Consider the following 23,995-nt stretch of genomic DNA (forward strand, 5'->3'; position numbering starts at 1 on the left):
GCTGGCGCCAGCCTTTGCGATTTCCCATTCCGGCTGCTATGGAAGGCCCCATGTTGATACGGCGCATCATCGGCATTAGCGGCCCGGCTTCCGTCTGAGCTCCCAAGGCTCGGCGCAAGACCGGGATTTCATGTTCCTCCCGCGACCAATCGCTCAAACGCGCCCATCCTGGCCAAGCCTGACCCCAAACCTGATCCGATGTCCGAAAAGCCGCAAAAGTCCGACGCCAAAGACTATTCCAAAACCCTGTTCCTGCCGCAGACCGAATTCCCGATGCGCGCCGGCCTGCCCCAGCGCGAGCCGGAAATCCTCTCATACTGGAACGAGATCGGCCTCTACGAGAAGCTGCGCCAGTCCGCCAAGGGCCGCGCCAAATTCGTGCTGCATGACGGCCCGCCCTATGCCAACGGCAACATCCATATCGGGCACGCGCTGAATAAGATCCTGAAGGACGTGGTGACCAAGAGCCAGCAGATGCTGGGCTTCGATTCCAACTACGTGCCGGGCTGGGACTGCCACGGCCTGCCGATCGAGTGGAAGATCGAAGAGGAGAACTACCGTTCCAAAGGCAAGCAGAAGCCTGACTTCCGCGACTCCGCGGCGATGGTGGCGTTCCGCAAGGAATGCCGCGCCTATGCGACGCACTGGATCAACGTGCAGCGCGAGGAATTCAAGCGGCTGGGCGTGATCGGCGACTGGGATCATCCCTATGAGACGATGACGTATCCGGCCGAGGCGCAGATCGCGCGCGAACTGATGAAGTTCGCGGCCAACGGCACGCTCTATCGCGGCTCCAAGCCGGTGATGTGGAGCGTGGTGGAGAAGACCGCGCTGGCAGAAGCCGAAGTCGAGTACGAGGACTACACCTCTGATATGGTGTGGGTGAAGTTTCCGGTCACCTCGCCCGCGCATGGCGTGCTGGCGAAGGCGAGCGTCGTGATCTGGACCACGACGCCATGGACGCTGCCCGGCAACCGGGCCATCAGCTTTTCGCCCAAGATCGCCTATGGCCTCTACAAGGTCACCGATGCGCCCGCCGACAACTGGGCGAAGACGGGTGACCTCCTGATCCTCGCCGATGCGCTTGCGGAAAGCGTGTTCAAGCAGGCGCGCGTCACCGCCTACGAGAAGGTGCGCGATCTGCCGGCCGACACGCTCGATGCGGTCGAGGCGGCGCATCCGCTGAAGGGCCTTGCCGGCGGCTATGAATTCACGGTGCCGATGCTCGCGGGCGATCACGTCACCGACGATACCGGCACCGGCTTCGTGCACACCGCCCCGGGCCACGGCCGCGAGGACTTCGACGTCTGGACGGCGAATGCGCGCGAACTGGAAAGCCGCGGCATCAATCCTACGATCCCCTATACCGTCGATGAAAACGGCGCCTTCACTCATCAAGCTCCGGGCTTCGAAGGCAGGCGCGTGATCAACGACAAGGGCGAAAAGGGCGACGCCAACGAAGCCGTGATCAAGGCGTTGATCGAGCGCGGCATGCTGCTCGCGCGCGGGCGGCTGAAGCACCAATATCCGCATTCCTGGCGCTCCAAGAAGCCGGTGATCTTCCGCAATACGCCGCAATGGTTCATCGCGATGGATAAACCTATCGTGGACGCCGCGGGCAGGCCCGGGGCTGTGGACATCGCCAACGAGGGCAAGGCAAAGCCGGGCGACACGCTGCGCGCCCGCGCACTGCAGGCGATCTCGGTGACGCAATGGGTGCCCCCGGCGGGCCAGAACCGCATCAACGGCATGATCGCGAACCGCCCCGACTGGGTGATCTCGCGCCAGCGCGCCTGGGGCGTGCCGATCGCCGTGTTCGTGCGCGAGAAGGGCGATGGGTCGGCGGAGATTCTACGCGATGAGGCCGTCAACCAGCGCATCGCTGACGCGTTCGAAAAGGAAGGCGCGGACGCCTGGTATGCCGACGGCGCGCGCGAGCGCTTCCTCGGGTCACTTGCCAATGAGGACTGGAAGAAGGTCGACGACATCCTGGACGTCTGGTTCGACTCCGGCTCGACCCATGCCTTCGTGCTGGAGGACCCCGTGCACTTCCCCGGGCTAGCCGTCATCAAGCGCAAGGTCGACGGCGGCGACGATACCGTGATGTATCTGGAAGGCAGCGACCAGCATCGCGGCTGGTTTCATTCCTCGCTGCTCGAAAGCTGCGGCACCCGCGGCCGCGCGCCCTATGACGTCGTGCTGACGCATGGATTCACGCTGGACGAGAACGGCCGCAAGATGTCGAAGTCGCTCGGCAACACCGTCGAGCCGCAGAAGGTGATCAAGGATTCGGGCGCCGATATCCTGCGTCTGTGGGTCTGCGCGACCGACTATTCCGACGACCAGCGCATCGGCCCGGAAATCCTGAAGAACACCATCGAGACCTATCGCAAGCTGCGCAACACCGTGCGCTGGATGCTCGGCACGCTGCATCACTTCACGCCGGGCGAGAAGGTCGCCTATGGCGAGATGCCCGAGCTCGAGCGGCTGATGCTGCATGAGCTTGCCGGCCAGGCCGCGATCGTCCGCAAGGCTTACGCCGAATTCGACTACAAGACCGTGGTCGCAAGCCTTGCCGCGTTCATGAACACGGAACTGTCGGCGTTCTATTTCGACATCCGCAAGGACACGCTCTATTGTGACCCGCCGTCCTCTATCGCGCGCAAGGCGGCGCTGACCACGATCGACATCATCTGCGATGCGATCCTGAAATGGCTGGCGCCGGTGCTGAGCTTCACCGCCGACGAGGCGTGGCGGATGTACCGGCCGGATGCGGAGCCCTCCGTGCACCTGACGCTGTTCCCCGAGGGGCTGGAGAAATTCCGCGACGAGCGGCTCGCCACCAAATGGGAGACCGTCCGCGACATCAGGCGCGTGGTCACCGGCGCGCTCGAGATCGAACGTGCCGCCAAGAACATCGGCTCCTCGCTGGAGGCTTCGCCGCTGGTCTACGTCTCCGACCGGGAGATGCTCGACACGCTGTTCAATGTCGACCTTGCGGAAGTCTGCATCACCTCGAACGCGATGGTGACCAACCAGGACGCACCGGAGCATGCCTTCCGCCTCAACGACGTGCCGGGCGTTGCCGTCGTGGTCGAGAAGGCGGTCGGGCGGAAATGCGCGCGGTCGTGGAAGATCCTGCCCACCGTCGGCGAGGACACCGAATATCCCGACGTCTCCCCGCGCGACGCGCAGGCGTTGCGGGAGTGGAAGGCGCTGGGTGTCAGCGTCTAAGTCTCTCGTCGTCCCGGCCTTGAGCCGGGACCCATAACCACCGCGGTCCGGAATGGGCGATGGCAGATGACGCAGATTCGTTCAAGCAACTCCTGCCTGGGGTTATGGGTCCCCGCCTTCGCGGGGACGACGGCGGAGCCCGCGGCCGCATGACCTCTCCCCTGCGCGCCGGCATCATCGCGGCCGTCACGACGCTGATCCTCGATCAGGCGTCGAAGCTCTGGCTGTTGTTTTCGTTCGACCTCGCCCGGCGCGGGGTGGTGAAGGTGACGCCGTTCTTCGACCTGGTGCTGGCCTGGAACGTCGGCATCAGCTTCGGCTGGTTCCAGAGCAACAGCCCGACGGCCCAGATCGTGCTGATGGCGGTCAAGGCGCTCGCGGTGCTCGCGCTGGCGATCTGGATGGCGTACTCCCGTACCCTGCTTGCGACGGTTGCGCTGGGATTGATCATCGGCGGCGCGATCGGCAACGCCATCGACCGCATCGCCTATGGCGCGGTGGTCGATTTCGCGCTGTTCCACATCCAGATCGGGGAAAAAACCTTCAATTGGTACGTGTTCAACGTCGCGGATGTGGCCATCGTTGCCGGGGTAGCGGCGCTATTGTATGATTCTTTTCTGGGGGTACCCGCCGCAAAAGCGCCCTGATCGCGGCCGATACGGCCTTGGCAAGCGGGTAGGATTTCAAAGGCGGAGCCGTGCCTAAGCCGGTGATCGCCTTACCGAATTTTAATGTGTGGGGAGCGCGATGCGTCACGCTGAAGCCAACGCCTCGGAAGCCAATACCTCAACCTCCTGGAAAGCCCTGACACACGCCTTGCGGCTCGCCGCGGTCGCCCTCGGCATTGGCCTGGTGATGGCTGCAGGTCCCGTGCGGGCCGGCGACGATGAGGACGACGAGGACGACAAGACCTTCGAAGAGAAGGTCATCGAAGGCATCATGAAGGGCCTCGGCGGCACCAACATGGAAAACCGCGGCATCGACTACCGCGAGCGCTCGCCGCTGGTCGTGCCCCCCAGCCTCAACCTGCCCCCGCCGGCGACTTCCGCCGAGGCCAACGTGCCGAACTGGCCGAAGGACCCCGACGTGCAGCGCCGCAAGGCCGCGATCGCGGCGCGGAAGAACACGAACAAGGATCCGCGCGAGGCCAGCCGGGTCCTGACGCCGAGCGAGCTCGCTCAGAAGAGCGACAAAAAGTCGAGCGGCGGCGAGTCGGTCGACCAGCCCGGCGGCAACCCCGGCGCCAACGCGATCCTCTCGCCGGAGCAGCTCGGCTATAAGGGCGGCTTCAGCGGCCTGTTCGGCGGCAGCAAGACGGAGACGGCGACCTTCAAGAGCGAGCCGACGCGAGAGTCCCTGACGCAGCCGCCGCCCGGCTACCAGACACCGTCGCCGAACTTTGCCTATGGCACCGGGCCGAAGGAATCGCTCAACAAGGAATACAACCCGGCCCAGGGCAAGTATGGCGATTAATTAACCTCGTCTCTCGCGTTCGTGAGGTTGGCGGCTTTTACGCGCGGCCTATGATGCCGCCATACCCGGAGCAATATTGCTCCGGGTTTTTAGATAGGTCCTGATGTCCCAGCACCGCCTTGTGGTTTCGCTTTTTGCCGGGTTGCTTGCGACGGCATCCCTCTCCGCCTCCAGCGCCATTGCCCAGACCACGGTCACCTCGGAACGCCCCGCGAGCTTCACGCTGCACAACGGCCTGCAGGTGGTGGTGATCCCCGATCACCGCACCCCGGTTGTGACGCAGATGATGTGGTACAAGGTCGGTTCCGCGGACGAGACCCCGGGCAAATCGGGATTGGCACATTTCCTGGAACACCTGATGTTCAAGGGAACAGCCAGGCACCCGGCCGGCGAATTCTCCCAGACCGTGCTGCGGGTCGGCGGCAACGAGAACGCCTTCACCTCGACCGACTATACCGGCTATTTTCAGCGCGTGCCGCGCGAGCAGCTCGGCAGGATGATGGAATTCGAGGCCGACCGGATGACCGGCCTGATCCTGCATGACGAGAATGTGCTGCCGGAGCGCGACGTCGTGCTGGAAGAATACAACATGCGCGTCGCCAACAATCCGGACGCGCGGCTCACCGAGCAGATCATGGCGGCGCTCTATCTCAACCATCCCTATGGCCGTCCGGTGATCGGCTGGCACCAGGAGATCGAAAAGCTCGACCGCGAGGATGCCCTCGCCTTCTACAAGCGGTTCTATGCGCCGAACAACGCGATCCTGATCATCGCCGGCGACGTCGATCTCAATGAGATCCGCCCGATGGTGGAGAAGAATTTCGCCGAGATCCCCGCGCAGCCCGCGATCCCGGCCAAACGCCTGCGTCCGCAGGAGCCGGCCCCGACCGCGCCGCGCACGGTGACGCTGGCCGATCCGCGCGTCGAGCAGCCGACCATGCGCCGCTATTACCTGGTCCCGTCGGCCGCCACCGCGGCCGCGGGCGAAAGCCCCGCGCTCGACGTGCTCGCGCAACTGATGGGCGGCGGCGCCAATTCCTACCTCTATCGCTCGCTGGTGATCGACCAGCAGCTCGCGATCTCCACCGGCGCCAATTATCAGGGCACCTCGCTCGATCCCTCGCAATTCATCATTTCAGCAACGCCAAAGTCGGGCGTCGAGTTCGCGCAGATCGAGGACGCCATCGACAAGGTCATTGCCGACATCGCGCAGAACCCGCCGCGCGCCGAGGACCTCGAGCGGGTCAAGACCCAGTTGATCGCGGAAGCGATCTACGCCCAGGACAACCAGGCGACGCTGGCGCGCTGGTATGGCGGCGCGCTCACCACCGGCCTCAGTGTCGACGATATCAGGAGCTGGCCCGACCGCATCCGCGCCGTCACCGCCGAGCAGGTCCGCCAAGCCGCGCAGGAGTGGCTCGACAAGAAACGTTCGGTGACCGGTTACCTGATCAAGGATGTTGCGCCCAAACGCGAGGAGAAGCGCTCGTGACCTATTCTCTCACACGGCGTTCGGTCCTGATCGGCGGCAGCGCGCTTGCGCTGACGACGATGCTCGCATCGCGCCCGGCGCAGGCTGCAACCAGGATCCAGCATCTGGTCTCGCCCGGCGGCATCGAAGCCTGGTTCGTGCAGGATTCGACCGTGCCACTGATCGCGATGGAATATGCCTTCGACGGCGGCGCCAGCCAGGATCCCACCGCCAAGCCCGGCGTCGGCAATCTGGTCGGCAGCCTCCTCGACGAAGGTTCCGGCGATCTCGATTCCAAGACTTTCCATGAACGGCTCGATCGCCGCGCCATCGAGTTGAGCTTTTCCTCGACCCGCGACAATTTCCGCGGCTCGCTGCGCATGCTCAAGGAAAACAAGGACGAAGCCTTTGACCTGTTGCGCTCGGCGCTGACCTCGCCGCGCTTCGAGGCGAGCGACGTCGAGCGCATCCGCGCCCAGGTGCTGTCCAACCTGCGTCGCGAATCCACCAACCCGAGCGCACTTGCAGGCCGCAAATTCCTCGAAGTCGCCTTCGGCGACCATCCCTATGGCCGGCACGCCCAGGGCACGCTCGAGAGCGTGCCGAAGATCGAGGTCGCCGAACTCAAGGACTATGTGCGCCGCGTGCTCGCCAAGGACACGCTCAAGGTCGCCGCGGTCGGCGATGTCGATCCGGACACGCTTGGCAAACTGCTCGACCACACCTTCGGCAGCCTGCCCGCCAAGGCGACGCTGACGCCGGTCGCCGACATCGTCGCGGCCAAGCCGCCGCAGCGCGCCTTCATTCCGCTGGACGTGCCGCAGACGGTGGTGACGTTCGGCGGCCCCGGCGTCCGCCGCAGCGAGCCGGATTTCATGCCGGCCTATGTCGTCAACCACATCCTCGGCGGTGGCGGATTGTCCTCGCGGCTTTACCGCGAAGTCCGCGAGAAGCGTGGGCTGGCTTATTCGATCTATGAAGCGCTGGTCTGGATGGAGCATTCCTCGCTGTTCATCGGCAATACCGGCACCCGCGCCGATCGCGCCGGCGAGACGGTGGACGCGATCGAGAAGGAAGTCCGCCGCATGGCCGAGGAAGGCCCGACCCAGAAGGAGCTGGACGAGGCCAAGTCCTATCTGAAGGGCTCGCAGATGCTGGCGCTCGACACCTCCTCGAAGCTCGCAGGCGCGCTGTTGCAGTATCAGATCGACAAGCTGCCGATCGACTATATCGAGAAGCGCAACGCCATCGTCGATGCGGTGACGCTGGACGACGCCAAGAAGGTATCGCAGCGGCTCTGGGGCCAGGGCCTGCTCACGGTCGTTGTCGGCCGCAGCCCGCATGCTGCAGCCCAGCCCGTCAGCACGCCATCGGCCGCGACACCGCCGGCCGCAAGCCCACCAGCCGCCGCACCGTCAGCCGCAAAGCCATCCGCGCCGAACTGAGTGCTTTTTCGCCGGGCTGGTTGCCTCAGCCCGGCCGGGCCGCGAGCCACGCTAGCGATCCCTCGTGGTGAGGAGCAACGGCATGGTGTGGCGTGATTGCCTGCCCCTCATGGTGAGGAGCCGCGCAGCGCCGTCTCGAACCATGAGGCCCAGATCTCGCCCGTGGCCCATCCTTCGAGACGCCTGCTCCGCAGGCTCCTCGGGACGAGGTCTGTGGTCGTGGAGACGCAGGGCGGCTGTCCGCCGCGAGGAGCCCCGGCCGTTCCGCGGGCGCGCGTCTCACAAACCCGGTATGGTGTAGCAGACGATTCTACTGCACCACCGGTGATGCCATGCTGCGGGTTGCCCACGACCTCTTGATTGACGAGAACGATATCGAGATCGGCTTCGTGCGCGCCTCGGGTCCGGGCGGGCAGAATGTCAACAAGCTCGCGACCGCGGCGCAACTGCGGTTCGACACCAGCAGAATCGCGCTCGCCGAGGACGTCCGGGCGCGGCTGGCCCGACTGGCCGGCCAGCGCATGACCAAGGAGGGCGTGATCGTGATCCACGCCCAGCGCTTCCGCACCCAGGAACGCAATCGCGTCGACGCGATCGAGCGCCTGCTCGAACTCTTGCGCGAGGCCATGGTGCGGCCGACTCCGCGCCGGCCAACCAGGCCGACGCTCGGCTCCAAGCAGCGCCGCCTTGAAGGCAAGAAGCGCCGCGGCGACATCAAGGCCCGGCGCGGCGCGCGAGGATTTGAGGATTAGGGTATGGTCACATCGCGTCCGCGATGCACGCTGCGCCCCCTCTCCCGCTTGCGGGAGAGGGTCGGGGAGAGGGTATCTCCGCGATGGGACTTTCCGTGCGGAGAGAGCCCTCACCCGACGCGGAGCCTGTACTCGGACGGCGCGAAGCGCCGATCCGGGTGCGCCGACCTCTCCCGCAAGCGGGAGAGGTGAAGGGAGCGCGCGGCTCCGCCGAGTCGACGCTTAGAGCGTTTTCGAGCGAAGTGGATACCGGTTCGCGTGAAGAAAACGCGTCAAAACAAGAATCTAGAGCTTCGGTTCTGATTCAATCAGAACCGAAAATGCTCTAGTACCGCTTGCTTCCAGGAGCGGGTTCCGTTGCCGTGCCTTTGCGCGCGCTGCCGCCGGCGCCGACGGTACCCTTGGCCCCGGATTTCGCGCCAGCCTTTCCAGTCTGAGTCTCCGTCTGCGCGTTCATCTCCTCATCGGTGCCGCCGGTCATTCCACCCGGCGCCGCGCCCCTTTCCTGCGCGCCGCCGCGGATCGTGCCGCCGGTGGCAGCGCCTTGCGCGAGGGCAGGGCCGACGAGTACGGCCGAGAGGGCAAATGCGATCACGGAGGTTTTCGCTAGCTTCATCCATTGCTCCTGGATTTTGTTCGTGCGGGAATGTTCGGCGGTTCCATGCGCCGCCTGCTGCGCCGGACTCCCCTCACGCGGATTGAACGTGTCGCAAACGACGCGTGCGTCATGCAAACTGCGTCGTGTGGAGATCGTGCAGGGATTTCGGGGCAATTTCGCGAAATTGCGCTTCACATATGCGGCGATGCGAGGCTGTTTCGCCGGCACTATTTTCCTACCCGTAGCGTTTTCGAGCGAAGTGGACACCGGTTCGCGTGAAGAAAACGCGTCAAACAAACTAGATCGGCGCGTTTTGTTCTGCGGTGAAACAGCCCGCTACTACCACCGCCTTTCGCCAGCGACCTAGAGTTACCGCGCACAGGCGGTGATGTGGATGAGACGGCTACGCGCAGCAGCGGCAATCGGGGTTGGATGTTGCAGTGCGCTGCTCGCGACGATCGCGGCCGCGCAGATGCCGTTGCCCGCCGCCAAGCCGCCCGATGGCGCGACACTGTTCAAGCAGCAATGCGCGACCTGTCACACCACGAACCTGTCCGATCCGGTCCGGCAGGGCCCGTCCCTGTTCAAGATCGTCGGTCGACCGGCAGGCAGGGCGGAAGGCTTTCACTATTCAGACGGTTTCGCGAAAGCCGATTTCACTTGGGACGATGGCAGACTCGATGCATGGCTCGCCAACCCACAGGCGATGATCCCCGGCTCCGTCATGGCCTATCGCCAGGCCAAGCCGGAGACCCGTGCCGCCATCATCGCCTATCTGAAGGAGCTCAACTGAATGGCAAAACCGGTTCACTCCATGATCCGCGTGCTCGACGAAGCGAGGGCGCTCGATTTCTACGCGCGCGCCTTCGGTCTCGAGGTCGCCGACCATCTCAAGTTCGACGATTTCGCGCTGATCTATCTGCGCCATCCCTCCTCATCCTTCGAGGTCGAGCTGACCGTCAATTTCGACCGCAAGGAGCCCTATTCGCTCGGCGACGGCTACGGCCATCTCGCTGTGGTCGTCGACGACGTCGATGCCGAGCATGCGCGGTTCGAGCAGGAAAAGCTCGCGCCGGGACCGCTGCGCGATTTCAAGCACAACGGCAAGACGCTGGCGCGCTTCTTCTTCGTCGCTGATCCCGATGGCTACAAGATCGAGGTGATCCAGCGCGGCGGCCGCTTCGGCTAGCGCATGATCGGAACAGATAACGAGCAATCAACAATGACAAAACATTCCACGGAGGAAACCCATGAGAGAAGTCGATCGTCGCAGCAAATATGATCGCCGCGTCTTCCTGAAGGGCGCGGCAACAGCGGTGCCGACCGTCGCCATCGCCAGCAGCACGGGCCTCACCATCAGCGATGCCTGGGCCGATGACGCCACCACGCTGACGCCGGCGACATTGAAGACCCTGGTGAAGATGGCGCGCGACATCTATCCGCATGATTTCCTCGCCGACAGCTACTACATCACCGCGATCAAGCCGTGGGACGGCAAGGCAGCCAAGGATCCCGCGGTGAAGTCGCTGATCACCGACGGTGTCACCAGGCTCGACCAGGAGGCCAATGACCGCCACAAGGTCGCTTACGTGCAGGTGCCCTGGGAAGCCGATCGCGTGGCGCTGTTGCAGCGGATCGAACAGACCGCGTTTTTCCAGAAGATCCGCGGCGACCTCGTGGTTTCTCTGTACAACCAGAAAGAGGTCTGGCCGAAGTTCGGCTATGAGGGCTCGTCCGCCGAATATGGCGGTTACCTCAATCGCGGCTTCGCCGACATCGACTGGCTCCCGAAAGCTTAAGCCAACCAACGCTCTGTGAGGATCACAATGGCAAAATTCGATCTCAATGACAGCGGCGTGGTGGTGATCGTGGGATCCGGCGCCGGCGGCGGAACGCTCGGCAACGAGCTCGCACAGAAGGGCGTCAAGGTCGTCATCCTCGAGGCCGGGCCGCGCGTCGAGAATCATGAATTCATCAACGACGAATGGGACAGCTTTGCGCAGCTCGCCTGGTCCGACATGCGCACGACGTCAGGAAGCTGGCGCGTCGCCAAGGACTTTCCGAACCTGCCGGCATGGATCGTGAAGGCGGTCGGCGGTTCGACCACGCATTGGGCCGGCGCATCGCTCCGCTTTGACGAGCACGAATTCAAGACCAAGAGCACCTATGGCGGCATTCCCGGCGCCAATCTGTTGGACTGGCCGATCACGCTTGCCGAGATGCAGCCATATTACGCCAAGGCCGAAAACAAGATGGGCGTGACGCGGACCAACGGCATTCCCGGGCTACCCGGCAACAACAATTTCAAGGTGCTGGAGGCCGGCGCCAGGAAGCTCGGCTACAAGACCGTGCACACCGGCAACATGGCCATCAACAGCGAGCCGCGTGACGGCCGTGGCGCCTGCCAGCAGATCGGCTTCTGCTTCCAGGGCTGCAAATCGGGCGCGAAATGGTCGACGCTCTACACCGAGATCCCGAAAGGCGAAGCCACCGGCAATCTCGAAGTGCGCCCGAACAGCATGGTGATCAAGATCGAGCACGATCAATCCGGCAAGGTGACGGGCGTGGTCTATGCCGACGAGAATGGCGCGATGCAGCGGCAGAAGGCCCGCGTGGTCGCGGTCGCCGGCAATTCGATCGAAAGCCCGCGGCTGCTGCTCAACAGCGCCTCGAACATGTTCCCGGACGGGCTCGCCAATTCCTCAGGCCAGGTCGGCCGCAACTACATGCGGCACATGACCGGCAGCGTCTATGCGGCGTTCGAGAAATCGGTGCACATGTATCGCGGCACCACCATGGCCGGCATCATCCGCGACGAGTCCAGGAACGATCCATCACGCGGCTTCGTCGGCGGCTACGAGATGGAGACGCTGTCGATCGGCCTGCCCTTCATGGCGGCCTTCCTCAACCCCGGCGCCTGGGGACGTCCGTTCACCAGCGCAATGGAAGGCTATCCCCGGATGGCCGGCATGTGGCTGGTCGGCGAGGACATGCCGCAGGAGACCAACCGGGTCACGCTTGATCCCAAGGCCAAGGACAAGTTCGGCATGCCGGTCGCAAGCGTGCATTTTGACGATCATCCGAACGACCTCGCGATGCGCGCCCATGCCTACAAGCAGGGTGCCGCGGTCTATGAGGCGGTCGGCGCCACCGTCACCTATCCGACGCCGCCTTACCCGAGCACGCATAATCTCGGCACCAACAGGATGAGCGAGAAGGCGAGGGATGGCGTGGTGAACAAGTTCGGTCAGACCCACGACATCAAGAACCTGTTCATCTCCGATGGCAGCCAGTTCACAAGCGGGGCAGCGTGCAACCCGACACTGACGATCGTGTCACTGGCGATCCGGCAGGCCGACCACATCGCCGGCGCGATGCAGCGGAAGGAGACTTAGGCTGATGTCGGTTGGGTGATTCACTCTAACCGCGAGTCGCTTCGCCTCTCCCGCTTGCGGGGGAGGCCGGCGCGCGAAGCGCGGCGGGTGGGGGCTCTCCCCACACGGATAATCCCATCGTGGAAACACCCTCACCCCACCCTCTCTCGCAAGCGGGAGAGGGAGCGCAGCGGCGCCGCAGCTATTCCGCTGCGTCCAACATCGCGGCCCTTTCGCCGCCCACCTCCGGCGCCGCCGCACTCTTCGAGCGATAGATCAGGCAGGAGCAGCGGAGCAGCGAGGCGAAATTGTTGACTTGGCCGTGATGGTCGAGAACCTCGTTGTGCAGCGTCGTGAGGAATTTCGCCAGACTCATCCCCTCCTTCGCCGCGATCTCCTCCAGCGTGTCCCAGAATGCCAGTTCCAGCCGGATCGAGGTGCAATGACCGCCAAGGCGCAGCGACCTCGTCTGCGATTCGTAATCGCGTTGCGGCTGATGGGCGAACAAATGGCACATGGAATCCTCCCGCCAGATTATAATTTTTCTAAACGATATACCCGGCCGTGCCACCCGACAATCCTGCGCTGCACAGCCGCCGTCCCGCGAATGTCAGTGTCTTCAATGCGATAGCCGGCGCCCATCCCCAGCGCGACGTGGATTTCCGGACCTCGATGCATGCATTTGCCGCCACGCCGGCTAGAATGGGGCAGCAGCTCGAATCGATCGCACGCCATGCCCGTCCGCCAGCTTCCCGTAGAGGTCGTCAACCGCATCGCAGCCGGCGAGGTGGTCGAGCGTCCCGCGAGCGTGGTCAAGGAGCTGGTGGAGAATGCGATCGATGCCGGCGCCAGCCGGATCGATGTCTTCACCGATGGCGGCGGGCGGCGGCGGATCGGCATCACTGACGACGGCGGCGGCATGACCCGCGCCGACCTTGCGCTGTCGGTCGACCGCCACGCCACATCGAAACTCGACGACGAGGACCTCTTGCGGATCCGGACGCTTGGGTTCCGCGGCGAGGCGCTGCCTTCGATCGGCGCGGTGGCACGGCTCAACATCGTGACGCGACATGCGAGCGAACCGCATGCCTGGTCGCTCTCGGTCGAAGCCGGCGTGAAATCGGCGGTCATGCCCGCGGCGCTCGGCCAGGGCACCCGGGTCGAGGTCGGCGATCTCTTCTATGCGACGCCGGCGCGGCTGAAATTCCTCAAGACCGACCGCACCGAAGCCGAAGCGATCCGCGAGGTGGTGCGGCGGCTCGCAATGGCGCGGCCCGACATCGCCTTCACGCTCGCCGGCGAGGAGCGCGCGCCGGTCACCTGGGCCGCGGCGCTGCCCGGCGCCCCCGGCCGGCTGACGCGGCTCGGCGATATCCTGGGCGCTGACTTCCGCGGGAGCGCGATCGAAGTCCGCGCCGAGCGCGACGGCGTTGCGGTCGAAGGCTTTGCCGCCGCGCCCTCGCTGACGCGGGCGAATGCGCTCGGCCAGTATCTGTTCGTCAACGGCCGCCCGGTGCGCGACAAGCTGATCCTCGGCGCCGTGCGCGCGGCCTATGCCGACTATCTGCCGCGCGACCGCCATCCGGTGGTGGCGCTGTTCGTGACGCTGCCGCCGCAGGAGGTCGACGCCAATGTGCATCCGGCCAAGACCGAGGTGCGCTTCCGCAATGCCGGCCTGGTCCGCGCCCTGATCGTGCATGCACTCAAGGAGGGGTTGGCGCGCGAGGGACGGCGCACCGCGGCCAACACCGATGGCGCGGCGCTCTCCGCCTTCCGTCCCTCCTTCGCCCCCCGCCCGACCAATTGGGACTGGCGGCGCTCGCCGGCCTATCCGGTGCGGCCGATGCCTTCGTTCGATGCCGTCGCCGCCAGCGCGCTGGCCGAGCCCGGTCAGGCCGCCTTCGACGTCGGTGCGCCGACGGCCGATGTCCGCTTCGAGGCGCAGCCGGCCGCCGATCTGCTCGACCGTCCGCTTGGCGCGGCGCGTACGCAGATCCACGAGACCTATATCGTCTCGCAGACCCGCGATGGTCTCATGGTGGTGGACCAGCACGCCGCCCATGAGCGCATCGTCTATGAGAAATTGAAGGCGTCGCTGGCCAAAAACGGCGTGCAGCGGCAGATCCTGCTGATCCCCGAGGTCGTGGAGCTCGACGAATCCACCGTCGAGAAGCTCCTGGATCGCGCCGAGGAGCTCGCCAGTTACGGGCTTGCGATCGAATCCTTCGGCCCTGGCGCGGTCGCGGTGCGCGAGACGCCATCGCTGCTCGGCAGGGCGAATGCGGCCGGGCTGCTCCGCGACCTCGCCGAGCACATGGCCGAATGGGACGAGGCGCTGCCGCTGGAGCGACGCCTGATGCATGTCGCCGCCACCATGGCCTGCCACGGCTCGGTACGCGCCGGACGCCGCCTCAAGCCGGAAGAGATGAACGCGCTGCTGCGCGAGATGGAAGACACGCCGAACTCCGGCCAGTGCAACCACGGCCGCCCGACCTATGTGGAATTGAAGCTGTCGGATATCGAAAAGCTGTTCGGGCGGAGATAATGGTCCGCTGTCATCGTCCGCCACCGGGTCGGCCGAACGGCCGCCCAATGACAGGCTCTGGTGGACGATCCAGTATTCCAGAGGCATCTCGGCTCAAACTGAGAGGCTGCGGGTTAGTGGATGCCCCGCCTCCGCGGGCCATGACGACAGTCGTGGCCGCGCGATTATCGCGCCCGCAAAAACACGAACTCCGTGTCGTCATAGGCACGGCGCTCCGATTCCTCAAATCCCTCAGGCGCGGCAAAGGCCGCGGCCTTCGCCTCTTCCACCACGAGCAGCGCGCCTGGCGTCAGCCATGCACCGTCGCAGAGCGAAGCCAGCGCCTTCTCCGCCAGTCCCTTGCCGTAGGGCGGATCGAGGAACACCAGCGAGAACGGCTCGACGGGATGCGCGGGGCCGAGATTGGTGGCGTCGCGGCGGAACACTTTCGTCACGCCGCCAAGCCCAAGCGACTCCACATTGTTGCGAAGCAGCGCGCGCGCTTCGGCGCCATTGTCGACGAACAGCGCAAACTTCGCGCCGCGCGACACCGCCTCGATGCCGAGCGCGCCGGTGCCGGCGAAGAGATCGAGCACGCGCGCGTCCGCAATCGGATCGTCATAGGCATGGACGAGGATGTTGAACACGGATTCGCGCAGCCGATCCGCGGTCGGGCGGATGTCGCGCGAAGAAGGCGCGGCCAGGTTGCGGCCCTTCAATCGTCCCCCGACGACGCGCATCTATCGCCTACTCGTCCCTCGGCTTCAGATCGCGCTTGCCGTGATAGGCGCGCTTGACGCGGCGGGGCGGGCCGTAGCCGGCATTCTCTTCCTCGTTGCGGATGCGCGCCTCCTCGCTGCCGGAGCGCTGCACCAGCACGCGGCGGCCCTTGCGGTCGGCGATCACTGCGCGCTCGCTCACCGGCTTCGACGGCTTCCTGCCGCGCTGCGCATCGTCGTCACCGCCGGCATGGTGCTCGGGCCGGGCGAAGTCCGCGCCCGCAAGTTTGGCCACCTTCTCGCCGAGCTGCTCGCGCAGCACCCGCGTCTTGACCTCCTCGACCTTGCCTTCCTCGAGCTCGCCGAGCTGGAACGGGCCGTAGGAGATGCGGATCAGGCGGTTCACCTCGAGGCCGAGATGCGCCATCACGTTGCGCACCTCGCGGTTCTTGCCCTCGCGGATCGCGAACACCAGCCAGACGTTCGAACCCTGGTCGCGCTCCAGCGTCGCCTCGATCGGGCCGTATTTGACGCCCTCGACCTCGACGCCCTTCTTCAGTTCATCGAGCTGCGCCTGGGTCACTTCGCCATGGGCGCGGACCCGATAGCGCCGGAGCCAGCCGGTGTCGGGCAATTCGAGCACGCGTGCCAGCCCACCGTCATTGGTGAGCAAGAGCAGCCCCTCGGTATTGAAGTCGAGTCGGCCGATGCTGATCAGCCGCGGCAAACCCTCGGGCAGATTGTCGAACACGGTCGGACGCCCCTCAGGGTCGTCATGCGTCGTCATCAGCCCGCGCGGCTTGTGATAGAGAAACAACCGCGTCCGTTCGCGCGGCGGCAACGGCTTGCCGTCGACGGCGACGACATCATTGGTGGTGACGTCGAGCGCCGGCGAATTGATGACGCGGCCGTTCACGGTGACGCGGCCCTGCGTCACCATCTCCTCGGCATCGCGGCGTGAGGCAAGGCCGGCACGCGCCAGCACTTTTGCAATCCGCTCGCCGGACTTTTTCGGCCTCGGCTCCGGACGCGGCCGCCTTTCGAAATCGGCCGGACGTTCGCGATAGGCGCCGCGACCGCCAAACGCCGGACGCTTCGCGAAAATCTTGCTGTCATCCTCATTGTCGCGACGCGGACGGTCGGAGAAGCGCCCCTCGCTGCGCGGATGCTCCTGCCAGTCGGTCCGGCCTTCGGGGCGCTCGCGGCGACGGTCGAACTTGCGATCATCGCGCTCGCGGGGACGATCGAATTTCGGCCGCTCGCGGAACGGACGGTCGCCCTGCTGACGGTCGTCGCGCGCGCGCGAAAAGCGCGGACGCTCGTCGCCGCCGCGGTCGTAGCGGGGCTTGTCGAACTTCGGTCGGTCCGGGCGGTCGGAACTGCGCTCGCGTTTCTCCCACGGCTTGGACTCGCCACGCGGCGGACGGTCGCCAAAATCCTTCCGCGGGCCGCGGGAGAATTTCTTGTCGTCACCGAACTTTCTCTTCGGGCGCTCGCCAAACGATCGCTCGCCGCGGTGCCCCTCGTCGCGCTCGCGGAAAGGACGCTTCTCGCCATCGCGGTCGCGTGAAGCATAAGGCTTCCTGTCCCCGAACTTCCGGTCCGAGAAGCGGCCGGCCGGCCGGGCGTCATCGCGATTGGCACGCGGCGTATACGGGCGCTTTTCGCTACCGCGATCGTCACGGTCGAACTTCGGACGGTCGCCGCGCGGGCGGTCGTCCCGGTTGAACCGCGGCTTGTCGCCGTAATCGCGGCGCGGCGCATCGCCCCCCTCGCGGCGGCGGAAGGGACGATCCTCGCGCTTGCCACCGAACGAGCGCTTCTCACCCTCGTCCCGGTCCCGTCCGTAGCCGCGCTTGGCGAACTTCTTGTCCGGCCCACGGGGTTTGCCGGAACGGCCCTTGGCCGGACCCCCGTCCCGCCGGCCGCGCGGGGTATCGTTGTGTTTATCGCGGTCGCGGGGCATGAAAGGTCTCACTTTAAGGTCGGTCAAAAGGCATTTGCGCGCGCCGTCATCACGCCGCATCTTTTGCAAAGCCGGTGTCCACTGTTGCTGAAGGCGCAGCTAGTAGCAGGTTTCTTGTGATGATACGAGGCATGACTGCCCCTTCTTTCATGGATTTGGCGCTGAAAACCGCCGAAAACGCCGGAAAGGCCGGCGAAGTTCCGATCGGCTGCGTGATCGTGCGGGGCTACGAGGTGATCGCCACCGCCGGCAACCGGACCCTGACCGACCGCGACCCGACCGCCCATGCCGAGATTTTGGCGATCCGGCAGGCCGCGGAGGCGATCGGCACCGAGCGGCTGGTGGATTGCGATCTCTATGTCACGCTCGAACCGTGCACGATGTGCGCCGCCGCGATCTCGTTCGCCCGCATCCGCCGGCTCTATTACGGCGCGGCCGATCCGAAGGGCGGCGCGGTGGAGTCCGGCGTGCGGTTCTTCTCCTCACCGACCTGCCATCACCGGCCGGAAATCTATCCCGCCATCGGCGAGCGGGAGGCCGCCGCGCTGTTGCGGGAGTTCTTTCGCGAGCGCCGGTGAGTTGTGTCCCTGCTGCGCCGACACCACCGCTGTCATCATCCGCGAAGGCGGATGATCCAGTATTCCAGAGACGGCAGTGACTATTCGATCGGCCGATGCGTACTGGATACCCCGCCTTCGCGAGGTATGACGAGCCGTGCGGAAGCTAGCCCGCTAGAAAGAACTCCCGCAGCAGCCTCCCCGTCGCTTCCGGATTCTCCTCGGTCAAAAAATGCCCGGAATCGACCGGCGATCCCACGACATTGGTCGCCCACTGCTTCCAGGTGTCGAGCGGCGTGGCCGCGGCACTCGCGATGCCGGCATCGCCCCACAGCGCCAGCATCGGGATCGTGATCTTCCTGCCCGCCTCGAAATCCGCCTTGTCGGTCTCGTAATCGGCATAGGCGCCGGCGCGGTAATCCTCGCACATCGCATGGACACGCGAGGGATCGCGGAACGGCGCCAGATAGTGCTCCAGCGCCCGCGGATCGATGGCATCCAGCGTCTTCGATTTGGTCTGGCTCGCCATCTTGTGCTTCAGGAAGAAATCCGGCGCGCCCAGGATCAGCGTCTCCGGGAACGGGGCCGGCTGCGCCAGGAAGGTCCAGTGATAGATCTTCAGCGCATAGAGCCGGTTCATGCGCTCCCAGTAATTATAGGTCGGCAGGATGTCGAGCACGGCGAGTTTCGACAGCCGGCCGGGATGATCGAGCGCCAGCCGATAGGAGACGCGGCCGCCGCGGTCGTGACCGGCGAGCGCGAAATGCACATGACCGAGCTTCTCCATGGCTTCAATGAGCGTCTTCGCCATCGCGCGCTTGGTATAGGGCGTGTGGTCCTTGTCGCTGTCGGGCATGTCAGACCAGCCATAGCCCGGCAGGTCGGCGATGATCAGCGTGAACCGGTCGTCGAGCTTTGGTGCCACCGGATGCCACATCACATGCGTGGACGAGAAGCCGTGCAGCAGGAGCAGCGGCGGCCCCTTGCCGCCGACGCGCGCGAAGATGCGGCCTGAGGAGGTGTTGATCCATTCGGAGGCATAACCGGGGAAAAGATCGGCGAGATCGGACATCGCAAGCCTCCTCTCAATTTCGGATCGAGTTTAGCTCTTTTCGGCCTCCACCGCCTGCCAGGCGATGTCGCGACGGCAAAAGCCGTCCGGCCAGCGGATGCGGTCGATCGCTTCGTAGGCGCGCTGCTTGGCTTCCGTCACGGTCCTGCCCGAGGCGCAGACATTGAGCACGCGGCCGCCATTGGCGAGGATGACGCCATCCTTTTCGACCGTGCCGGCATGGAAGATTTCGACACCCTCGATCTGAGTGGCCTCGTCCAGCCCTTCGATGCGCGTTCCTTTCTTGTAATCGCCGGGATAGCCTTTGGCGGCCATCACCACAGTCAGGGCCGGTTCGGGGAACCAGCGCAGATCAAAGTTCTTCAACTGCCCGTCAGAGGCGGCGAGGAAGGCCGGCACGATGTCGGACATCATCCGCAGCATCAGGACCTGGCATTCCGGATCGCCGAACCGGACATTGTATTCGAACAGCTTTGGACCCTGCTCCGTCAGCATCACGCCGGCATAGAGCACGCCGCGAAATGGAATGCCGCGCTGCTTCATGCCGGCGACCGTCGGCAGGATGATCCGCGCCATGATCTGGTCGTGGATCTCTGGCGTCACGAACGGCGTCGGGGAATAGGCGCCCATGCCACCGGTGTTCGGCCCCTCATCGTGATCGAACACGCGCTTGTGGTCCTGCGCCGAGGCGAGCGGGATCGCGGTCTCGCCGTCGCACAGCGCGAAGAAGCTGATCTCGCGGCCGGATAAAAACTCCTCGATCACCACCTCGGCGCCGGCTGCGCCGAAACCGCCCTCGAACATCATCGCGATGGCCGCTTCCGCCTCGCCCACGGTTTTTGCCACCACGACGCCCTTGCCGGCCGCAAGACCGTCGGCCTTGACCACGATCGGCGCGCCCTGCGCCCGCACATAGGCGAGCGCATCATCGGCATTGTCAAAGCGGCGGTAGGCGCCGGTCGGAATGTCGAACTCGCGGCAGAGATCCTTGGTGAAGCCCTTGGAGCCCTCGAGCTGCGCCGCGAGCCTGCTCGGGCCGAACGCCTTGATGCCGGCGGCGGCGAGATCGTCGACGATCCCGGCCGCGAGCGGGATCTCCGGACCGACCACGACGAGATCGATGGAATTGCGCCTGCAGAACTCGATCACAACGGCATGATCGGCCACATCGAGCGCCACGCATTCAGCCTCGCGCGCAATTCCGGCATTGCCCGGCGCGCACCACAGCTTTGTCAGCAGCGGAGAGGCGGCGATCTTCCACGCCAAGGCATGTTCGCGGCCGCCGGAACCGATCAGGAGAATGTTCATGGGATGCAGTGAGATAAGGGTTGCCGCGCCATAGCGCGAGGGTTTAGCACGCGCTCCGCCACGGCAACAAATGCCTGAGCGTGGATGTGGATATGTGGCGTGGCGGCCCACTCATCGCCCTGGGACCTTGCACCCGGGCCCGAAAAGCCCGATTCTATAAGACGATGACCGCTGCCCCGAATCTGCTCAACGCGCCCGAATTCACTGTCTCGGAACTGTCCTCCGCGCTGAAGCGCACGGTGGAGGACCGGTTCGGCCATGTCCGGGTCCGCGGCGAGATCACCGGCTTCCGGGGCCCGCACTCCTCCGGTCATTGCTATTTCGCGCTGAAGGACGAGAACGCCAAGATCGAGGCGGTGATCTGGAAGTTCGCCCACGCCCGCATGCGCTTCAAGCCCCAGGAGGGGCTCGAGGTCATCGCGACCGGCAAGCTCACGACCTATCCGAACTCCTCCAAGTACCAGATTGTGATCGAGGCGCTGGAGCCGGCCGGCATCGGCGCGCTGATGGCGCTGATGGAGGAGCGCAAGAAGAAGCTCGCCGCCGAGGGCCTGTTCGACGAGGCGCGCAAACAGCTGTTGCCCTGGCTGCCGGAAGTGATCGGTGTCGTCACCTCGCCGACCGGCGCCGTGATCCGCGACATCCTGCATCGGCTCGAGGACCGCTTTCCGCGCCGCGTGCTGGTGTGGCCGGTCAAGGTGCAGGGCGACGGTTCCGCCGAGCAGGTTGCCGCCGCGATCCGCGGCTTCAACGCGCTGCCCGAGGGCGGCAGGATCCCGCGCCCCGATCTTCTGATCGTGGCGCGCGGCGGTGGCTCGCTGGAGGACCTCTGGTCCTTCAACGAGGAGATCGTGGTCCGCGCCGCCGCCGACAGCGTGATCCCGCTGATCTCCGCCGTCGGGCACGAAACCGACATCACGCTGATCGATTTCGCCGCCGACAAGCGCGCGCCGACGCCGACGGCGGCAGCCGAAATGGCGGTGCCGGTGCGCAGCGAGTTGCTCGCCGAAGTCGCGGCATTGGCGCGGCGCGTCTCCGTATGCTGGCAGCGCGGCCAGGAGGCCCGCCGCAACGAACTGCGCGCCGCGGCGCGGGCGCTGCCGGCACCGAGCGAGCTTCTGGCGATCCCGCGGCAGCGGCTGGATCATCTTGGCGCCGCACTGCCGCGCGGCTTGAAGGCGAACACGCACGCGCATTTCCGCCGCTTCGCGTCCACCAGCGGCCGGCTGACGCTGCGCGTGCTGCACGGGCAGATCACGCATGCCAGGCAGCGCCTGACCGTGTCGGGCGAGCGGATCGCGCTTTCGGCGCGCTCGCTGCTGCGCTCTCGGCGCGAGCGCTTTACGGGGCTCGAAGTCCGCTTCAAGGCCTCCAAGCTCGCCAATGCGCAGGCGCAGCGCAACGCCATCGCACGGCAGCGGGAACGCACCTACCGGCTCGCCGAGCGCGCACAGCGCGCCATGGTCACGTTGCTGCAGCGGTTGGATGCGCGCGTCGGCCAGAGCGGAAAATTGCTGGCGGCGCTCTCCTATCGCAGCGTGCTCGAGCGCGGCTTTGCCCTGGTGCGCGACGAAGCGGGGCATCCGGTGCATGCCGCGGCCAGCGTCGCGCCGAATGCGCAACTGTCGATCGAATTCGCCGACGGCCGCGTGGCCGCGACCGCCGATAGCGATCGCCCTGCCACCGCAGCGCCTGCCGCGCAGCCGAAACCGATCACGCGCGAGCCGAAGCCGGCACCGAAGCGCGTGGCCAAGCCGGTCGATCAGGGCAGCCTGTTCTAGCTTGTAGCCCGGGTGGAGCGGAACGCGTAACCCGGGGCGCGGGCATCCGCATTGCGAGCGGTGACTCGGGCTAGCGCTTCACCCGGGCTACGACAGTTTGCGATTCATGCTGTCCGATCGTGGGGAGAGAGCCCTCACCCGGCGCTGCGCGCCGACCTCTCCCGCAAGCGGGCGAGGTGACTTCAAAGGCCGCTCCGCGGCAAGGTTGCCAAACGGGAGATGCGTATTCTCCCTCTCCCGCGAGCGGGAGAGGGGCGGGGTGAGGGTATCTCCACATTGGGACTCTCCGAGTGAAGAGAGCCCTTCGCCCGGCGGGAGAGGTGAAACGGCTACCGCGAGAGCCAGGCGGCGACCTGTTTCTGGGCGTCGGTGCGGGCCTCGGCGTCGGTGCCGACATGGCCGCCCTCGGGCACTGCGGCATCGGACGTTCCGGCAATCGCGTGCAGCGGCAGGTTGGCGAGATCGAAGTCGTGATAGGCGCCGGGATAGACGATGATCCGCGCCAGCGCGCTGCGGCCGTGCGCGCCCTCGACCATCTGGTGGCAGGCCGGCGGGGAGCTCACATCGTCGTTGGCGCCGATCATGACCAGGGTCGGAACGCGCGCGCTCCAGCCAAGCCTGGAGGACAGCCGGCAGTCCGGATAGAACGCGATCGCCGAACGGAAGTCGGGCTCGGTGCCGCGCGACAGCAGTTGCGGCCGCACGGCCCACAACAGTGCGCTGGCGCCATTGGCCCAGCCGATCAGGCTGATGCGCTCACGCGCCACCCAGGGCTGTTGCATCAGCCATTGCCGTGCCGCTACGATATCGCCGACGCGCTCGCGACGGGCCAGCACGTGCCGTTCCCGCTCCTTGACGCGGCATTGCGGGCCGAGATCGCGCGAGCCGTAGCTGTCAGGCAACAGCACGGCGTGGCCGGTCCTGAGCAATTGTTCCACCCAGTCGCGGTAACGCGGCAGAACCGGCTCCGAACGCCCGGCGAGGCCGCCGCAGCCATGCAGCGCGATCACGGTCGGAAACGGTCCGTTGCCATCGGGCTTGTAGAGTTGCGCGCGCAACGTGAGATTGCTTGCGGGAATGTCGACCTGGCGCGGGGCCGGCAGCGGCGCCGCCGTCGCGGCCGAAGCCACGGCAACGAGCGTCAGGAAAATGGCTGCTGACAAAAACCGCATTTCAATTGGCCGGATCATGGTGGCGCTGCTGACCGAGCGGACCATGACTTGCGAAACTAGCATGCAGTCTGGCCGCAATTCATCACAAGTCGGTGGTTTAACCTGCGGACACTAAAGCCTATTTATGGTAGGTATGAACCGCAACCCCAACGAGGCCTCGCGGCAAGGCCGGGCGGAGAGTTTATAGTGCTGAACAAGTTCGGTCCCTCAGGCCACGGCGAAGCGCAGGTGCAATATCTGGATGGCGATTTCCGCGTGGTCTCGCCGGGAACCTATGTGCGCTGCGCCATCACGGACGTACGGATTCCGCTCGACGAACTGAAATATTGGAGCGTCGACCTGCAGGAAGCCTATGCGACCCCGGGCGCCGTTCTGCAGAGGCACTTTCCCGCAGCGCTGAAACAGGGATAGGGCGCATTCGTTCCGTACCCAGGTTACGGGCTGCTCCGCGGGCACGACGCCAGACCCTCATGGTGAGGAGCGCGTAGCGCGTCTCGAACCATGAGGCCCCGGGCCCATCGTTCGAGACGGCCGCTTCGCGGCCTCCTC

21 protein-coding genes are annotated in these 23,995 nt (G+C 65.5%); 14 read left to right on the forward strand and 7 right to left on the reverse strand.

All coding sequences use genetic code 11. From position 1 onward, the window contains the following. Positions 1 to 198: 198 nt before the first annotated feature. The 6 genes from ileS (at position 199) to arfB (ending at position 8,375) form a co-directional block, all read left to right on the forward strand. On the forward strand, positions 199 to 3,234 hold the full coding sequence (gene ileS / locus I6F35_RS24120) for an isoleucine--tRNA ligase (RefSeq protein WP_225120148.1): 3,036 nt from the start codon (positions 199 to 201) through the stop codon (positions 3,232 to 3,234). 149 nt (positions 3,235 to 3,383) lie between these two features. Further along, positions 3,384 to 3,881 carry a signal peptidase II gene (gene lspA / locus I6F35_RS24125; protein WP_225120149.1) on the forward strand — a complete coding sequence of 166 codons (498 nt, stop codon included), beginning with the start codon at positions 3,384 to 3,386 and terminating at the stop codon, positions 3,879 to 3,881. A 100-nt stretch (positions 3,882 to 3,981) separates the two neighbouring features. Beyond that, positions 3,982 to 4,707, forward strand: a complete 726-nt coding sequence (locus I6F35_RS24130) for a hypothetical protein (protein ID WP_225120150.1) — start codon at positions 3,982 to 3,984, stop codon at positions 4,705 to 4,707. 103 nt (positions 4,708 to 4,810) lie between these two features. Beyond that, positions 4,811 to 6,199: a pitrilysin family protein gene (locus I6F35_RS24135; protein ID WP_225120151.1), complete on the forward strand. Its 1,389-nt coding sequence runs from the start codon at positions 4,811 to 4,813 to the stop codon at positions 6,197 to 6,199. 59 nt (positions 6,200 to 6,258) lie between these two features. Further along, positions 6,259 to 7,623 carry a pitrilysin family protein gene (locus I6F35_RS24140; protein ID WP_225120226.1) on the forward strand — a complete coding sequence of 455 codons (1,365 nt, stop codon included), beginning with the start codon at positions 6,259 to 6,261 and terminating at the stop codon, positions 7,621 to 7,623. Positions 7,624 to 7,955: 332 nt separating this feature from the next. Then, positions 7,956 to 8,375, forward strand: coding sequence for an alternative ribosome rescue aminoacyl-tRNA hydrolase ArfB (arfB, locus tag I6F35_RS24145; protein WP_225120152.1), 420 nt, complete (start codon positions 7,956 to 7,958; stop codon positions 8,373 to 8,375). A gap of 325 nt (positions 8,376 to 8,700) precedes the next feature. On the opposite strand, the gene I6F35_RS24150 is transcribed toward arfB, so the two are convergent. Further along, positions 8,701 to 9,201 (reverse strand): hypothetical protein, encoded by a 501-nt coding sequence (locus tag I6F35_RS24150; protein WP_225120153.1) that lies wholly within the window; start codon positions 9,199 to 9,201, stop codon positions 8,701 to 8,703. Between the two features lie 244 nt (positions 9,202 to 9,445). Between I6F35_RS24150 and I6F35_RS24155 the strand changes: the two genes are divergently transcribed. The 4 genes from I6F35_RS24155 to I6F35_RS24170 all read left to right on the forward strand — a co-directional run bounded on the left by I6F35_RS24155 (position 9,446) and on the right by I6F35_RS24170 (position 12,368). Then, entirely contained in the window at positions 9,446 to 9,766 is a 321-nt protein-coding gene (locus I6F35_RS24155) for a c-type cytochrome (protein ID WP_225120227.1), read from the forward strand. After that, positions 9,767 to 10,162 carry a VOC family protein gene (locus I6F35_RS24160; protein WP_225120154.1) on the forward strand — a complete coding sequence of 132 codons (396 nt, stop codon included), beginning with the start codon at positions 9,767 to 9,769 and terminating at the stop codon, positions 10,160 to 10,162. A 61-nt stretch (positions 10,163 to 10,223) separates the two neighbouring features. Beyond that, a complete protein-coding gene (locus tag I6F35_RS24165; protein WP_225120155.1) occupies positions 10,224 to 10,772 on the forward strand; it encodes a gluconate 2-dehydrogenase subunit 3 family protein in 549 nt (182 codons plus the stop codon). 27 nt (positions 10,773 to 10,799) lie between these two features. Then, on the forward strand, positions 10,800 to 12,368 hold the full coding sequence (locus I6F35_RS24170) for a GMC family oxidoreductase (protein WP_225120156.1): 1,569 nt from the start codon (positions 10,800 to 10,802) through the stop codon (positions 12,366 to 12,368). Between the two features lie 181 nt (positions 12,369 to 12,549). On the opposite strand, the gene I6F35_RS24175 is transcribed toward I6F35_RS24170, so the two are convergent. Next, the gene (locus I6F35_RS24175) at positions 12,550 to 12,864 is read right to left on the reverse strand and encodes a ribbon-helix-helix domain-containing protein (RefSeq protein WP_225120157.1); all 315 of its coding nucleotides are present in this window, start codon (positions 12,862 to 12,864) and stop codon (positions 12,550 to 12,552) included. Between the two features lie 216 nt (positions 12,865 to 13,080). Between I6F35_RS24175 and mutL the strand changes: the two genes are divergently transcribed. Continuing rightward, the gene (gene mutL, locus I6F35_RS24180) at positions 13,081 to 14,892 is read left to right on the forward strand and encodes a DNA mismatch repair endonuclease MutL (protein ID WP_225120158.1); all 1,812 of its coding nucleotides are present in this window, start codon (positions 13,081 to 13,083) and stop codon (positions 14,890 to 14,892) included. A 164-nt stretch (positions 14,893 to 15,056) separates the two neighbouring features. On the opposite strand, the gene rsmD is transcribed toward mutL, so the two are convergent. Beyond that, the gene (gene rsmD, locus I6F35_RS24185) at positions 15,057 to 15,611 is read right to left on the reverse strand and encodes a 16S rRNA (guanine(966)-N(2))-methyltransferase RsmD (RefSeq protein ID WP_225120159.1); all 555 of its coding nucleotides are present in this window, start codon (positions 15,609 to 15,611) and stop codon (positions 15,057 to 15,059) included. A 7-nt stretch (positions 15,612 to 15,618) separates the two neighbouring features. Further along, positions 15,619 to 17,556: a pseudouridine synthase gene (locus tag I6F35_RS24190; RefSeq protein ID WP_225120160.1), complete on the reverse strand. Its 1,938-nt coding sequence runs from the start codon at positions 17,554 to 17,556 to the stop codon at positions 15,619 to 15,621. 131 nt (positions 17,557 to 17,687) lie between these two features. On the opposite strand from I6F35_RS24190, the gene I6F35_RS24195 reads away from it, so the two are divergent. After that, entirely contained in the window at positions 17,688 to 18,134 is a 447-nt protein-coding gene (locus I6F35_RS24195; protein ID WP_225120161.1) for a nucleoside deaminase, read from the forward strand. Between the two features lie 145 nt (positions 18,135 to 18,279). On the opposite strand, the gene I6F35_RS24200 is transcribed toward I6F35_RS24195, so the two are convergent. Both I6F35_RS24200 and purD read right to left on the reverse strand, forming a co-directional pair. Continuing rightward, on the reverse strand, positions 18,280 to 19,185 hold the full coding sequence (locus I6F35_RS24200) for an alpha/beta hydrolase (RefSeq protein ID WP_225120162.1): 906 nt from the start codon (positions 19,183 to 19,185) through the stop codon (positions 18,280 to 18,282). A 30-nt stretch (positions 19,186 to 19,215) separates the two neighbouring features. Beyond that, positions 19,216 to 20,493 (reverse strand): phosphoribosylamine--glycine ligase, encoded by a 1,278-nt coding sequence (gene purD, locus I6F35_RS24205; protein WP_225120163.1) that lies wholly within the window; start codon positions 20,491 to 20,493, stop codon positions 19,216 to 19,218. 164 nt (positions 20,494 to 20,657) lie between these two features. Between purD and xseA the strand changes: the two genes are divergently transcribed. After that, positions 20,658 to 22,274 (forward strand): exodeoxyribonuclease VII large subunit, encoded by a 1,617-nt coding sequence (xseA, locus tag I6F35_RS24210; RefSeq protein WP_225120164.1) that lies wholly within the window; start codon positions 20,658 to 20,660, stop codon positions 22,272 to 22,274. Between the two features lie 329 nt (positions 22,275 to 22,603). Here the strand turns inward: xseA and I6F35_RS24215 are convergent, their stop codons facing one another. Further along, positions 22,604 to 23,446, reverse strand: coding sequence for a dienelactone hydrolase family protein (locus I6F35_RS24215; RefSeq protein WP_225120228.1), 843 nt, complete (start codon positions 23,444 to 23,446; stop codon positions 22,604 to 22,606). A gap of 186 nt (positions 23,447 to 23,632) precedes the next feature. On the opposite strand from I6F35_RS24215, the gene I6F35_RS24220 reads away from it, so the two are divergent. Further along, positions 23,633 to 23,857, forward strand: coding sequence for a DUF2093 domain-containing protein (locus I6F35_RS24220; RefSeq protein ID WP_225120165.1), 225 nt, complete (start codon positions 23,633 to 23,635; stop codon positions 23,855 to 23,857). Positions 23,858 to 23,995: the final 138 nt, after the last annotated feature.

The organism is Bradyrhizobium sp. BRP22 (assembly GCF_020194175.1).
Taxonomy (GTDB): domain Bacteria; phylum Pseudomonadota; class Alphaproteobacteria; order Rhizobiales; family Xanthobacteraceae; genus Bradyrhizobium.

Excerpts from the sequence above, each read along its gene's own strand:
- ileS (WP_225120148.1), top strand. The coding sequence starts at position 199 with ATGTCCGAAAAGCCGCAAAAGTCCGACGCCAAAGACTATTCCAAAACC.
- lspA (WP_225120149.1), top strand. The coding sequence starts at position 3,384 with ATGACCTCTCCCCTGCGCGCCGGCATCATCGCGGCCGTCACGACGCTG.
- I6F35_RS24130 (WP_225120150.1), top strand. The coding sequence starts at position 3,982 with ATGCGTCACGCTGAAGCCAACGCCTCGGAAGCCAATACCTCAACCTCC.
- I6F35_RS24135 (WP_225120151.1), top strand. The coding sequence starts at position 4,811 with ATGTCCCAGCACCGCCTTGTGGTTTCGCTTTTTGCCGGGTTGCTTGCG.
- I6F35_RS24140 (WP_225120226.1), top strand. The coding sequence starts at position 6,259 with ATGCTCGCATCGCGCCCGGCGCAGGCTGCAACCAGGATCCAGCATCTG.
- arfB (WP_225120152.1), top strand. The coding sequence starts at position 7,956 with ATGCTGCGGGTTGCCCACGACCTCTTGATTGACGAGAACGATATCGAG.
- I6F35_RS24155 (WP_225120227.1), top strand. The coding sequence starts at position 9,446 with ATGCCGTTGCCCGCCGCCAAGCCGCCCGATGGCGCGACACTGTTCAAG.
- I6F35_RS24160 (WP_225120154.1), top strand. The coding sequence starts at position 9,767 with ATGGCAAAACCGGTTCACTCCATGATCCGCGTGCTCGACGAAGCGAGG.
- I6F35_RS24165 (WP_225120155.1), top strand. The coding sequence starts at position 10,224 with ATGAGAGAAGTCGATCGTCGCAGCAAATATGATCGCCGCGTCTTCCTG.
- I6F35_RS24170 (WP_225120156.1), top strand. The coding sequence starts at position 10,800 with ATGGCAAAATTCGATCTCAATGACAGCGGCGTGGTGGTGATCGTGGGA.
- I6F35_RS24175 (WP_225120157.1), bottom strand. The coding sequence starts at position 12,864 with ATGTGCCATTTGTTCGCCCATCAGCCGCAACGCGATTACGAATCGCAG.
- mutL (WP_225120158.1), top strand. The coding sequence starts at position 13,081 with ATGCCCGTCCGCCAGCTTCCCGTAGAGGTCGTCAACCGCATCGCAGCC.
- rsmD (WP_225120159.1), bottom strand. The coding sequence starts at position 15,611 with ATGCGCGTCGTCGGGGGACGATTGAAGGGCCGCAACCTGGCCGCGCCT.
- I6F35_RS24190 (WP_225120160.1), bottom strand. The coding sequence starts at position 17,556 with ATGCCCCGCGACCGCGATAAACACAACGATACCCCGCGCGGCCGGCGG.
- I6F35_RS24195 (WP_225120161.1), top strand. The coding sequence starts at position 17,688 with ATGACTGCCCCTTCTTTCATGGATTTGGCGCTGAAAACCGCCGAAAAC.
- I6F35_RS24200 (WP_225120162.1), bottom strand. The coding sequence starts at position 19,185 with ATGTCCGATCTCGCCGATCTTTTCCCCGGTTATGCCTCCGAATGGATC.
- purD (WP_225120163.1), bottom strand. The coding sequence starts at position 20,493 with ATGAACATTCTCCTGATCGGTTCCGGCGGCCGCGAACATGCCTTGGCG.
- xseA (WP_225120164.1), top strand. The coding sequence starts at position 20,658 with ATGACCGCTGCCCCGAATCTGCTCAACGCGCCCGAATTCACTGTCTCG.
- I6F35_RS24215 (WP_225120228.1), bottom strand. The coding sequence starts at position 23,446 with ATGCGGTTTTTGTCAGCAGCCATTTTCCTGACGCTCGTTGCCGTGGCT.